Source organism: Streptomyces sp. NPDC043952, assembly GCF_056435325.1.
This window is the reverse complement of record NZ_JBWKES010000016.1, coordinates 39942-52780: the sequence shown is the minus strand read 5'-3', so window position 1 is coordinate 52780 and position 12839 is coordinate 39942. Positions and strand designations below refer to the sequence as shown.

The window sequence follows — 12839 nt, the reverse complement described above, 5'->3', positions numbered from 1 at the left end:
GGCGGCGCGTACGCTGGGCGCAGCCCTTTCTTGCCGCCGAGCCCCGAGAGGTGTCCCGTGTCCCCGCGCCGCAACCGACCGAAGGCCGCCGGCTCGTCCGGCCGCAGCGCCGAGGACGACCCCAGCCGGCGGTACGGCGGCTTCCAGTCCACCGAGGACTGGCAGGGCGAGGAGTGGAGCGTGCGCCATGTCGCGGGCGCGAGCGCCGAGGGCAAGACGTACCGCTGCCCCGGCTGCGACCAGATGATCCCCTCCGCGGTGCCGCATGTGGTGGCCTGGCCGGAGTACGCGGGCGTGGACGACCGCCGCCACTGGCACAAGGCCTGCTGGAACGCGCGAGACCGCCGCACCAGCCGGGTGCGGCGGTCTCGTAACGCGCCGAAGTTCTGAGGGCCCGCGCTCACACGTCCCGGTTGCGCAGCAGCGCGTACGCGCCCGCGCCGGCCGCCGCGGTCAGCCCCATCATGATCCACAGCGGGTCCCAGCCGCGGGGGCCGGAGCCGCTGAGCGTGTTGTCGTAGAAGACGCTGAGCTGGCTCGGGAAGCTGTACTCGAACAGGAAGTCGCGCACCGAGTGCAGCGACTCGGTCGCCATGAACAGCGCCAGCACCAGCGGGGCGAGCACCAGGCCGATCATGATGGTGATGCCGCCCGCCGAGTGCCGGATCATCGAGCCGACGAGCAGCGCGAGCAGGCCGAGCAGCGCGATGTACAGGCTCACGCCGACGGTGGCCTTGAACCAGTCCGCGCCGGAGGGCGACTTCGCGCCGGAGCCGGTCAGCATGGACGACTGCACCATCGCCACGAAGGTGACCGACACCAGGGACACCACGAAGGCCACCGCGAAGAACACGATCGCCTTGGCGGCCAGCACCCGGCCGCGGCTCGGGCACGCCGTCATCGTCGTACGGATCATGCCGGTGCCGTACTCCGAGGCCGTGGTCAGCACGCCGAGCGTGATGAGGCACATGTTGCCGACGAGCAGCCCGAAGAAGCCGAAGGAGAGCGGGTTGGTGCCGCTCAGCGAGGACTCGCTCGCGTGGGCCGACACCAGCGCTCCGACGAGCAGGCCGATGCCCACCACGAGGAACACGAAGACGCTGAGCGTCCAGATCGTGGAGCGGACCGACTTGATCTTCGTCCACTCCGAGGCCACCGCGTGCCCGAGATGGGTGGGCACGACGGGGATCGGCGAGGTGTAGCCGGGGTACGGCCCGCCGGGCGCCGCCTGCCGGTCGGGCGCGGCGGGGGCCTGCGGCATCGGGGGCTGGTGGGTGCTCATCGGGCGTCCTCGGGCTGGTTCGGGTCGGCGGCGGGGGAGGAGGCGTCAGGAGTGGCGGCGGGGGCGGCCGGGGGCGCGGCGGGGGCCTGCAGCTGCGCGGCCGGGGCCTGCGGGGCCGGCTGGGCGTACGGGTTGGCGGCGGCGGGCGCCGGGCCCGCGGGGGCCGCGGGAGCGCCGTACGCGCCCGCCGGGGCGCCGCCGTACGGGCCCGCGGGCGCGCCGGGGCCGCCCGCCGGCATCCCGAAGGGCTGCCCGCCCTGCTGGGGCGGCGGCGGGGCGTACCAGCCGGGCTGGCCCTGGCCGGGCACCGGCATGGGCGGCTCGGCGCCGGGCGGCAGCGGCTGCTGGAGCCCCGCCTTCTGGTCGGTGGTGGAGCGGTAGTCCACCGCGCCCTGGGTCATCCGCATGTACGCCTCCTCCAGCGAGGCCTGGTGCGGGGACAGCTCCCACAGCCGTACGCCCGCCTCGTGCGCGAGGTCGCTGATGCGGGGCAGCGGCAGCCCCATCACGCGCAGCGCGCCGTCCTGCTCCGGCAGCACCTGGCCGCCCGCGCCGGTGAGCGCGGCGCCGAGCTTCTCGCGCAGCTGCGGCTCGGTGTCGGGGGTGCGCACCCGCGCGAAGTCGGCGGAGTTGGCGGAGATGAAGTCCTTGACGCTCATGTCGGCGAGGAGCTGGCCGCGCCCGATCACGATGAGGTGGTCGGCGGTCAGCGCCATCTCGCTCATCAGATGGGAGGAGACGAAGACCGTCCGGCCCTCCGCGGCCAGCGCCTTCATCAGGTTGCGCACCCAGAGGATGCCCTCGGGGTCGAGGCCGTTGACCGGCTCGTCGAAAAGCAGCACCTGAGGGTCGCCGAGCAGCGCGGCGGCGATGCCGAGGCGCTGGCCCATGCCGAGGGAGAAGCCCTTGGAGCGCTTCTTGGCGACGTCCTGGAGGCCGACCACGCCGAGCACCTCGTCCACGCGGCGGGCCGGGATGCCCGACAGCTGGGCGAGGCTCAGCAGATGGTTGCGGGCGGAGCGGCCGCCGTGCACGGCCTTGGCGTCGAGCAGCGCGCCGACCTGGCGGGGCGCGTTGGGCAGCCTGCGGTACGGGTGACCGCCGATGGTCACCTGGCCGGACGTGGGGTTGTCCAGGCCGAGGATCATCCGCATCGTGGTGGACTTGCCCGAGCCGTTGGGCCCGAGGAAGCCGGTCACGGCTCCCGGTCGCACCTGGAAGGAAAGGTTGTACACGGCGGTCTTGTCGCCGTACCGCTTCGTCAGGCCTACAGCCTCGATCATGCTCCGCACCCATCGGAAGGTTCAGGACAGCCGGGAACCGCCCCCGTAAGGGTTAGGAGGATAACGGGGCGCTGACGGTTCCGCCCAAAGAAAAGTAAAGCTGAAGTAATACGCTGCGTGAACGGGGCCTCTACTGCGCGTCCCGGCGCCTGAGCAGCGCGTACCCGCCCGCGAGGGCGGCGATCACCCACAGCGCCATGATCCCGAGCCCGCCCCAGGGCCCGTAGGGGGTGCCGTCGGCGCCCGGCACCGCCTGCATGATCCGGCTGCCGGCCTGGTCGGGCAGGTACCGGGCGACCTTCTTGGTGGTGTCGACGGCGGCCAGGATGTTGGAGATCAGGAAGAAGAACGGCATCAGGATGCCGAGCGACAGCAGCGGCGAGCGCAGCATGGTGGCCACGCCCATGGAGAACACCGCGATCAGGGTGAGGTACAGCCCGCCGCCCACCACCGCGCGCAGCACTCCGGGGTCGCCGAGCCCCGCCCGGTAGGGGCCGAGCATGGCCTGCCCGAGGAAGAACGCGGCGAAGCTGGTGACCATCCCGACGAGCAGGGCGAGCGCGCCCGCCACCGCGATCTTGCCGGACAGGAAGGCGCCGCGGCGCGGTACGGCGGCCAGCGAGACCCGGATCATGCCGGTGCTGTACTCGCTGGTGACCACCAGCACGCCGAACACGATCATGGCGAGCTGGCCGAGGGTCATGCCGGCGAAGCTGGTGAAGGTCGCGTCGAAGGCCAGCCGCTCCCGGACCGGCATCGAGTCGTACTCGTTGCGGGTCAGCGCGGAGATGAGCATGCCGATGCCGATGGTGACCACGACGGCGACCGAGAGGGTCCAGCCCGTGGACGACACCGACCGGATCTTCGTCCACTCGGACCGCAGGATCCGCGCGGCACGGGCGCCCGCCGGGCCGGCGCTCGTCATGCCGTACCCCCCTGCCGGCCGGCGCCCCAGCCCCGCGGGGCGGTATCCGACTGCGCGTGGTACTCCACCGACCCGGCCGTCAGCCGCATGAACGCCTCCTCCAGGGACGCCTGCCGGGGGCTCAGCTCGTGCAGCACGATCCCGTGGCCCGCGGCCAGCTCCCCGATCCGCTCGGCCTGGTCGCCCTCCGCCTCCAGCGCCCCGTCCGCCGCCCCGGCCACGGTGATCCCGGCCTCGTGCAGCGCGTCCAGGAGCCGTTCGCGCTGGGGCGAGCGGATGCGCACATAGCTGCGCGCGTGCCGCCGGATGAACTCCGCCATGGAGGTGTCCGCGAGCAGCCGGCCCTGCCCGATCACGATGAGGTGGTCGGCGGTCTGCGCCATCTCGCTCATCAGATGGGAGGAGACGAAGACCGTCCGGCCCTGCGCGGCCAGCGATGTCATCAGATTGCGGATCCAGTGGATGCCCTCGGGGTCGAGCCCGTTCACCGGCTCGTCGAACATCAGGATCCGCGGGTCCCCGAGCAGCGCGGCGGCGATCCCCAGCCGCTGCGACATGCCGTACGAGAACCCCTTGGCCTTCTGCCGGGCGACGGCCATCAGGCCCACCGTCTCCAGCACCTCGCCCACCCGTGCGCGCGGGATGCCGTTGCTCTGCGCGAGGCACAGCAGATGGTGGTAGGCGCTGCGCCCGCCGTGCACCGCCTTGGCGTCCAGCAGCGCGCCGATGTACGTCAGCGGGTCCGTCAGCTGGTCGTACCGCCTGCCGTCGATCCGCACAGCACCGGCGGTCGGATGGTCGAGCCCCAGGATCATCCGCATGGTCGTGGACTTCCCGGCGCCATTGGGCCCGAGGAACCCGGTGACGACGCCGGGCCGCACCGCACAGGTCAGACCGTCGACGGCCACCTTCTCGCCGTACCGCTTGGTCAGCCCGTCCAGCTCGATCATGGAGCCACGCTAGAACGGGACAAAGCCCCCTGCCACTTGAGGCAGGGGGCTCACACGCGTGCCCCGTAAGGGGCGCGGGGCATCGCCGGTATGGGCTCCGCCGCGTGGGCGCGGCCGGCCACAACGGGCCCGCGGCCACCCCGCGACCGGCGACTACCGCGTCTGCTGCGCCGGAACTCCACGGGAAACAGGCTCGTCCTCACCGGTCGTGCCGGCGGCGGCCACCGCCGCGCCGGTCAGCGTCGCCAGCATCTCGCGGACGTTCGTCAGCTGGGCGTTGATGCTGTCGCGGCGGTTGGTGAGGGCCGCCAGCTCCCGCTCGGATTCCGAACGGATGCGGTCCGCCTTGGCGTTGGCGTCGGCCACGATGTCCTCGGCCTGGCGCTGCGCGGTCTCCACCGTCTGGCGGGCGCGGCGCTCGGCGTCGGTGCGCAGCTTCTCCGCCTCCAGGCGCAGCTGCTCGGCGCGGTGCTCGATCTCCGCCAGCCGCTTCTCCGCCTTCTGCTGACGCGAGGCCAGGTCGCGCTCGGACTGCTCGCGGCGCTTGGCCAGGTTCGTCTCGAAGTCGGCGGCGGCCTGCGCGGCCTTGGCGCGGGTCTCCTCGAAGAGGGCGTCCGCCTCCTCGCGCTTGGACTGCGCGTCCTTCTGCGCGTCGGCCCGCAGCTGAGAGGCCTCGCCCTTGGCCTTCTCGACGATCCGCGCGCCCTCGTCCTCCGCCTTCGCCTTGCGCTCGGTGGCGTAGGACTCGGCGTCGTTGCGCACCTGCTGGGCGGCCGACTCGGCCAGCTCGCGGTGCTGTTCGGCCGCGCGGCGGGCCTCCTCACGCAGCTCCTTTGCCTCTTCCTCGGCCAGGCGCAGGATCTTCTCGACCCGCGCGCCGAGACCGGCGTACGACGGCTCGGCGTCGCTCACCTGGGTCTGGGCGTTCTGCGTCTCGAGGTGCAGCTCCTCGATCCGCTTCTCCAGGGCGGTGATACGGGCGTTGGCCTGGTCACGTTGGGAGACGAGGTTGGAGATACGTTCGTCCACCTGAGCGCGGTCGTACCCACGCCGCACAAGCTCGAAGCCGTAGGGGGAAGTGTCGCTCATGGGGTTCCTGTCAAATGAGACCGGTGAGGTGATAGGGGGAATCCTAGGCGCCGAAGCGGTGTGTCATCGAGCGGATACGTGTTTGATCTGGAGAATGACACCTCTTTTGAGTGGCTGACCGCCAGAGGGCTTGCCAACGAGCAGGGCAAAGCCCTCAGTCGACACCGAAACACCCCTTGGATGCTAGCCGTCTGACGACTTGCCACCCGAACGGGGGGCGCCGACCGTCGCACCGGCCTTGACCGAACCGTCCTTGCCCGCACCCGGCGCCTCGAAGGACTCCAGCGCGTCCAGCACATCCTGGACGCGGGAGATCTCGGCGTTGATGTCCTTGCGCCTGCGCACCAGGACCTCCAGCTCGCGCTTGCCCTCCTCGACCGAGCGCCGCGCCTCCTGGATGGCCTCCGCCTTCAGCTCCTCGGCCTCCTTGACCAGCCGCGCCTTCTTCTGCTCGGCCTCCTTCAGCAGGCCCTCCGCCTTCTTGACGGCCGCGATGCGCACCTTGCCCGCCTCGGAGTCGGCGTCCGAGAGGATCTCCTTCGCCTTCGTCCGGGCCTTCTCCAGCTGCTCCTCGGCTGCCTTGATGAGCGCGTCGCAGCGGTCGCCGGCGGACTTCATCGTCTCGGCGGCCTCCCGGCGGGCCCGCGTGTGCAGCTCCTCGATCTCGGCGGTGACCCGCTCGCGCAGCTCCTCCGCCCGCTCCCGGATCGCGGTCGCGTCCCGGCGCGCGCCCACCAGCAGCTCGTCCGCGTCCGTACGGGCCTTCTCCACCAGGGAGTTGCCCTCGATGGTCGACTCGGCGACGATCCGCTCGGCCTCGCTGCGGGCCGCGCCCACCATGGTGTCGGCCTGCGCCTCGGCGTCCGCCGTGGTCTTCAGCGCCTGCTGCTGCGCCTCGGTGAGCAGCTTGTCGGCCTCGGCCGTGGTCTCCCCGATGAGCTTGTCGACCTGCTCGGCCGCCTCCGAACGCCGCTTGTTGGCCTCCTTGCGGGCCTCGTCCAGCGTCCGCTCGGCCTCCTCGCGCGCCGAACCGAGGAGCCGTTCGGCCTCCGCCGCCGCGTCCGCCTTGACCCGCTCGGCCTCCGCCCGCGTCTGCTCGGCGTGCGCCTGCGCGGAACCCACCGTCTCGGCGGCCTCGGCCCGCAGCCGCTCCGCCTCCGTGGTGGCCTCGCCGACCAGCTGGTCCGCGGCGGCCCGCGCCTCGGCCCGCACCCGCTCGGCCTCGGCCACGGACTCCGAACGCACACGCTCGGCCTGAGCCAGGGATTCCGTGCGCAGTCGTTCGGCCTGAGCCTCCGACTCCGTGCGCACCCGCTCGGCCTCGGCGGCGGTCTCCGCCTGGAGCCGCTCCGCCTCCGCGACCGTCTCGGTCTGGAGGAGCTCGGCCTCCTTGCGGGCCTCCGTGATGAGCCGGTCGGCCTGCGCCGCCGCGTCCGAACGGATGCGGTTGGCGTCCTCGCGGGCGTCCGCACGCGTCCTCGCCGCCGCCTGGTCCGCCTCCGCCAGCGCGTCGGACGCCTCGGTCCGCACCCGCTGCGCGTACTCGCCCGCGTCCGCCCGCAGCCGCTCGGCCTCCGCCGTCGCCTCCGCGAGGGTGCGCTCGGCCAGCTCCCTGGCCGCCTCGGACTCCTCGCGCGCCTCCTGCCGCAGCCGCCCGGCGTCCTCGCCCGCCCGCTCCCGCTCGGCGTGCGCGTCGGCCCGCAGCCGCGCGGCCTCCTCCTCGGCCTCCGCCCGCGTACGCTCCGCCGCGTGCTCGGCGGCCGAGCGCAGCCCGGCGATCTCCTCCTGCGCCTGCTCGTGCAGCCCGGCCACGGAGTCCCGCACCTGCTGCGCGTGCTGCTCGGCGGCGGACACCATCTCGCCGGCCCGCCGCTCGGCCTCCTCGACCAGCCGGACCGCCTCGGCCTGCGCGTCCTCGACCCGCTTGCGCGCCGAGGCCAGCAGCTCCTCGCTCTGCTCGCGGGCCCGCCGGCGCTCCTCGTCGGCCTCCTCGCGGGCCGCGCCGAGCAGTTCCTCGGCCTCGCGGCGGCGCCGGGCGGCCTCCTCCTGCGCGGCGGCCAGCGTCTCGGACGCCTCGGCCGCCAGCCGCTCGGCGGCCGACTGCGCCTCCGCGCGCACCCGGTCGGCGCTCTCCTGCGCCTCCGTCTTCAGCCGCTCCGCCTCGGTCGCGGCCTCGCTGCGCAGCCGTATGGCGACGGCCTCGCCCTCGGCGCGGGAGGCGGACGCGTCGGCCGCCGCCTCGGTGCGCAGCCGGTCCGCCTCGGTCTCGGCCTGCTCCTGGAGCGTCCGGATCCGCTCGGCGGCCTCGGTGCGCAGCCGCTCGGTCTCCTCGGCGGCCTCCTTGCGGATCCGCCCGGCCTCCTCGCGGGCGTCCGTGAGCGCCTGCTCGGCCGCGGTGAGCCGCTCCTGCGCCTCGGTCCCGAGCCGGGTCAGCTCCTCGGCGACCTCCGCGCGCCGCGCCTCGACCGCCTTGTCGGTCTCCTCGCGCAGCTCGCGGGCTGCCCGCTCGGCCTCCGCCTCGACCGACTCGGCCCGCTCGGCGGCTTCGGTGCGCAGCCGCTCGGCCTCCTCGCGGGCGCGCTCCAGGGTCTCCTCGGCCTGCCGGCGCAGCGCCGTGGCCCGCTCGATGGCCTCGGTGCGGACCTTCTCGCTGTCGGCGGTCGCCTTCTGCCGCAGCTCGTCGGCGTCCGCCTTGGCCTTGGCCAGCAGTTCCTCGGCGGACTTGGCCGCCTCCTCGATCTTGGTGACCGACTCCCGGCGGGCCTCCGCGCGGATCGACTCGCCCTCGGCCACCGCGTCGGCGCGCAGCTGCTCGGCCTCGCCGCGCAGCCGGCGGGCCTCCTCCTGGAGCTCGACCGTCTTGGCGCGGTACTCCTCGGTGTCGTCCTTCGCCGCGCCCTTGAGCTGCTCGGCGATGTCGTGCGCCTCGGCGCGCAGCCGGTCCGCCTCGGCCTCGGCCTCCTTGCGGATCCGCTCGGCCTTCTCGGCGGCGGCCTTCGTGGTCTTCTGGGCGTCCTCCGACGCCTTGTTGAGGACCTCCTCGGCGGTCCTGGCCGCCTTGGACAGCTGGGTCGCGGTCTCCTCCGCGGTGACCGCGCGGGCCTTCTCCGCGGCCTCGGCGACGATCTTCTCCGCCTCGGCACGGGCGTCCGCCACCAGCTGCTCGGCCTCCGAGCGGGTGGCCTCGGCCTCCTTGGTGGCCTCCTCGACCAACCGCGCGACCTGCTCCTTGGCGGTGCGAGTGCGCGTCTCGTTGGCGGCCTCGGCGCTCGCCAGCTTCTTGGCGGCGGCCTCCTCGGCCGCGGCGACCAGCTTCTCGGCCTCGGACTGCGCCTTGCGCAGCGCCTCCTCCGCCTCGGCCATCTGCTTCTCGGCGGCCCGGCTCAGCTCGGTCGCCTGCCGGCGGGCGGCGTCCGACTCGGTGGCCGTGGTGGTGCGCAGCCGCTCGGCGTGCTCGGTGGCCTCCTGCGCCTGCGTGGACGCCGCGTTCAGCAGCCGCTCGGCGTCGGTGCGGGCCCGGCGCAGGATCTGCTCGGCCTCCGCGCGGGCCTCCTCGGCCTCGCCGCGCAGCCGCTCGCGGGCCTCGCGGGTCAGCCGTTCGGCCTCCGCACGGGCCGCGGCCATCGCCTGCTCGGCCTCCGCGCGGGACTCGTCGAGCAGCCGGCGGGCCTGCTGCTCGGTGCGGGCGCGCAGCTGCTCCGCCCACGCCACGTTCTCGTTGACGTGCGACTCGACGGTCGCCCTGCGCTCGGCCAGCTCCTGGTCGAGCTGCTGGCGCCGGGTCACCGCCTCCTGGTGCAGCTCGGCCTGGAGCCGCGCGGCCTGCTCGGCGTGCTCCTGGAGGATCCGCTGGGTCTGCGCGCGCACCTGGCTCAGCTCGCGCTCGGCGTCCTGCCGCAGCTGCTCCGCCTGCATCTGGGCATTGCGGAGCAACTGTTCGGCCTGGTAGCCGATGTCGCCGCCGTCGAAGGCGGGACGGGTCATCAGGGTGCGGCGCGCCTCGTGCAGCTTGGCGCGCAGCACCTCGACCTGGTAGCCGAGGTCCTCGGCGTGCTGGATCGCCTTCTCCCGCTCGGTCCTCAGCCGCTTCATATCGGCCTCGAACCGAGAGAGGTGGTCGACGTCAGCCGCCGGCTCTCGCTCCTGGCTCTCGTAGCCCCGCACTGCGCGGTCCCATCCGTCCCCTGGTCAGCTTCTCCAACGAGCCACGTCCAACCGCCGAACGGGGCCCCCGGGGAAATGGTGTCAGATCAACGGCGGAGCACGGCCTGCTGCCCCGACGCACGTCCCCCGAAACCCGGACCCCGGCATGCGGCCGCCCCGGTTCAACGGGACGACCGCCCCCAACCCTACCGGCCCTTATGTACGGCGGTCAGTGCTCGGGAGACTCAACAGGCGCCGAAGTCACCAGTTCTGTGAGGACGCCATGGCAGTCCTTGGGGTGCAGGAAGGTGATCCGGGACCCCATGGAACCGCGTCGCGGCTCGTCGTAGAGCACCCGTACGCCCTTGCCGCGGATGTCCGCGGAGTCGGCGTCGACGTCCGCCGTGCCGAAGGCGATGTGATGCACGCCCTCGCCGTTCTTTGCCAGCCACTTGCCGACCGCGGAGTCCTCGCGGGTCGGCTCCAGGAGCTGGAGGTAGGAGGCGCCGCCGTCCGAGGTCTCGTTGATCTTGAGCATGGCCTCGCGCACGCCCTGTTCCTCGTTGACCTCGGTGTGGAACACCTCGAAGCCGTAGGTGGCACGGTAGAACTCGACGGTGGCGTCGAGGTCGTGGCAGGCGATCCCGATGTGGTCGATTCGCGTCAGCATGGATTCAGTGCAGCGCCACGGCGGTGGTTACGCAACGTGCGCGCGATCACACCGACAGGACGATGACGGCACTGAGTGACGCTCAGTACATTCGAGTAAACCCTCGTTCACTCCTCGGCTCTGCGGAGCTGGAAGGGGATCGCACCTCATGTCTTCTGGAACGAACAGCTCGGTGATCGTCGCGGGCGCCCGTACGCCCATGGGGCGGCTGCTGGGCTCCCTGAAGTCCTTCTCCGCGGCCGACCTGGGCGGCTTCGCGATCAAGGCCGCCCTGGACCGCGCGGGCATCGGCGGCGACCAGGTGCAGTACGTGATCATGGGCCAGGTGCTCCAGGCCGGCGCCGGCCAGATCCCGGCCCGCCAGGCCGCCGTCAAGGGCGGCATCCCGATGAGCGTCCCGGCCCTCACCGTCAACAAGGTGTGCCTGTCCGGGCTCGACGCGATCGCCCTGGCCGACCAGCTGATCCGCGCCGGCGAGTTCGACATCGTCGTGGCGGGCGGCATGGAGTCCATGACCAACGCCCCGCACCTGCTGCCCAAGTCCCGCGAGGGCTACAAGTACGGCGCCATCGAGATGCTCGACTCGATGGCGTACGACGGCCTGACCGACTCCTTCGAGAACATCGCCATGGGCGAGTCCACCGAGCACCACAACGGCCGGCTCGGCATCGGCCGCGCCGAGCAGGACGAGATCGGCGCCCTGTCCCACCAGCGGGCCGCCGCCGCGCAGAAGAACGGCGTGTTCGAGGCGGAGATCACCCCCGTGGAGATCCCGCAGCGCAAGGGCGACCCGATCCTGTTCAGCAAGGACGAGGGCATCCGCGCCGACACCACCGTGGAGAGCCTGGGCAAGCTGCGCCCGTCCTTCACCAAGGACGGCACCATCACCGCCGGCACCTCCTCGCAGATCTCCGACGGCGCCGCCGCCGTGGTCGTGATGAGCAAGGCCAAGGCGGAGGAGCTGGGCCTTCAGTGGCTCGCCGAGATCGGCGCGCACGGCAATGTGGCGGGCCCGGACAACTCGCTGCACTCCCAGCCGTCCAACGCCATCCGCCACGCCCTCGGCAAGGAGGGCAAGGAGGTCGCCGACCTCGACCTGATCGAGATCAACGAGGCCTTCGCCGCCGTCGCCGTGCAGTCAATGAAGGACCTCGGTGTGTCCACGGAAAAGGTGAACGTCAACGGCGGCGCGATCGCGCTCGGCCACCCGATCGGCATGTCCGGCGCCCGCCTCGTGCTCCACTTGGCGCTGGAGCTCAAGCGCCGGGGCGGCGGCCTCGGCGCGGCCGCGCTGTGCGGTGGCGGCGGCCAGGGTGACGCGCTGATCGTGCGGGTACCGAAGGCCTGAGCCCTTCCGTCGGTCGGTGAAGTGAACGGAGCTGTGCGATGCAGGACGTCTCCTCTCTGGTGGCCCAGGCCAGGGACGGCAGGCCGCGGGCCGTGGCCCGGCTGATCTCCCTGGTGGAGGGGGCGTCCCCGCAGCTCAGGGAGGTCATGGCGGCGCTGGCCCCGCTGACCGGCAACGCCTATGTGGTGGGCCTGACCGGCTCGCCGGGCGTCGGCAAGTCGACCTCCACCTCCGCGCTCGTCGCGGCCTACCGCAAGCAGGGCAGGCGGGTCGGCGTGCTGGCCGTCGACCCGTCCTCGCCCTTCTCCGGCGGCGCCCTGCTGGGCGATCGCGTGCGCATGTCGGAGCACGCCTCCGACCCCGGCGTCTACATCCGCTCCATGGCCACCCGCGGCCACCTCGGCGGCCTCGCCTGGTCCGCCCCGCAGGCGATCCGCGTCCTGGACGCGGCCGGCTGCGACGTGGTCCTGGTCGAGACGGTGGGCGTGGGCCAGTCCGAGGTGGAGATCGCCGCCCAGGCGGACACCAGCGTGGTGCTGCTGGCGCCGGGCATGGGCGACGGCATCCAGGCCGCCAAGGCGGGCATCCTGGAGATCGGCGACGTCTACGTCGTCAACAAGGCGGACCGGGACGGCGCCGACGCCACCGCCCGCGAGCTGAACCACATGCTGGGCCTCGGCGAGGCCCGCAAACCCGGCGACTGGCGGCCGCCCATCGTGAAGACGGTCGCCTCCCGCGCCGAGGGCGTGGACGAGGTGGTCGAGGCGCTGGAGAAGCACCGCGCCTGGATGGAGGAGCACGGGGTGCTCACCGAACGCCGGCGCGCCCGCGCGGCCCGCGAGGTGGAGTCCATCGCGGTCACGGCGCTGCGCGAGCGCATCGGGGACCTGCACGGCGACCGGCGCCTGGGCGCCCTCGCGGAGCGGATCGTCGCGGGCGAACTCGACCCGTACCGGGCGGCGGACGAACTGGTGGCGGGGATCACGCAGGGCTGAGCCCACGGGACGAGACGGGACCGGCGCGGGTGCGGGTGCCGGTGCCAGCGATGGTGTCGGGGCTGGTACTGGACTCGGGGCCGGGGCTGGGTACCGGCCGGAGCCGGTGACGAAGCCGAGTTCCGTAGGCCGGAGTTGGTGCCGAAGCCGGGTC

10 protein-coding genes are annotated in these 12839 nt (G+C 73.0%); 3 read left to right on the top strand and 7 right to left on the bottom strand.

All coding sequences use genetic code 11. The features are described 5' to 3' along the window. Positions 1 to 57: 57 nt before the first annotated feature. Entirely contained in the window at positions 58 to 390 is a 333-nt protein-coding gene (locus tag AC069R_RS19665) for an ATP/GTP-binding protein (protein WP_478768117.1), read from the top strand. A gap of 10 nt (positions 391 to 400) precedes the next feature. On the opposite strand, the gene AC069R_RS19660 is transcribed toward AC069R_RS19665, so the two are convergent. The 7 genes from AC069R_RS19660 to mce form a co-directional block, all read right to left on the bottom strand. After that, positions 401 to 1282, bottom strand: a complete 882-nt coding sequence (locus AC069R_RS19660) for an ABC transporter permease (RefSeq protein WP_478768116.1) — start codon at positions 1280 to 1282, stop codon at positions 401 to 403. Further along, entirely contained in the window at positions 1279 to 2565 is a 1287-nt protein-coding gene (locus AC069R_RS19655; RefSeq protein WP_478768115.1) for an ABC transporter ATP-binding protein, read from the bottom strand. The genes AC069R_RS19660 and AC069R_RS19655 overlap by 4 nt, the downstream gene beginning before the upstream one ends. Before the next feature lie 130 nt (positions 2566 to 2695). Then, the gene (locus AC069R_RS19650; RefSeq protein WP_478768114.1) at positions 2696 to 3490 is read right to left on the bottom strand and encodes an ABC-2 transporter permease; all 795 of its coding nucleotides are present in this window, start codon (positions 3488 to 3490) and stop codon (positions 2696 to 2698) included. Further along, positions 3487 to 4440 (bottom strand): ATP-binding cassette domain-containing protein, encoded by a 954-nt coding sequence (locus AC069R_RS19645; protein WP_478768113.1) that lies wholly within the window; start codon positions 4438 to 4440, stop codon positions 3487 to 3489. Before AC069R_RS19645 ends, AC069R_RS19650 begins: the two co-directional genes overlap by 4 nt. A gap of 153 nt (positions 4441 to 4593) precedes the next feature. Further along, positions 4594 to 5529 carry a coiled-coil domain-containing protein gene (locus tag AC069R_RS19640; RefSeq protein ID WP_397983984.1) on the bottom strand — a complete coding sequence of 312 codons (936 nt, stop codon included), beginning with the start codon at positions 5527 to 5529 and terminating at the stop codon, positions 4594 to 4596. A 183-nt stretch (positions 5530 to 5712) separates the two neighbouring features. Then, complete coding sequence (gene scy, locus AC069R_RS19635) at positions 5713 to 9693, bottom strand: polarized growth protein Scy (RefSeq protein WP_478768112.1); 3981 nt, start codon at positions 9691 to 9693, stop codon at positions 5713 to 5715. Positions 9694 to 9901: 208 nt separating this feature from the next. Next, entirely contained in the window at positions 9902 to 10342 is a 441-nt protein-coding gene (mce, locus tag AC069R_RS19630) for a methylmalonyl-CoA epimerase (RefSeq protein WP_397983982.1), read from the bottom strand. A 148-nt stretch (positions 10343 to 10490) separates the two neighbouring features. Here mce and AC069R_RS19625 point away from each other — a divergent pair, with 148 nt between their 5' ends. Both AC069R_RS19625 and meaB read left to right on the top strand, forming a co-directional pair. After that, on the top strand, positions 10491 to 11690 hold the full coding sequence (locus AC069R_RS19625; protein ID WP_478768111.1) for an acetyl-CoA C-acetyltransferase: 1200 nt from the start codon (positions 10491 to 10493) through the stop codon (positions 11688 to 11690). A gap of 38 nt (positions 11691 to 11728) precedes the next feature. Beyond that, a complete protein-coding gene (gene meaB, locus AC069R_RS19620; protein ID WP_478768110.1) occupies positions 11729 to 12685 on the top strand; it encodes a methylmalonyl Co-A mutase-associated GTPase MeaB in 957 nt (318 codons plus the stop codon). Positions 12686 to 12839: the final 154 nt, after the last annotated feature.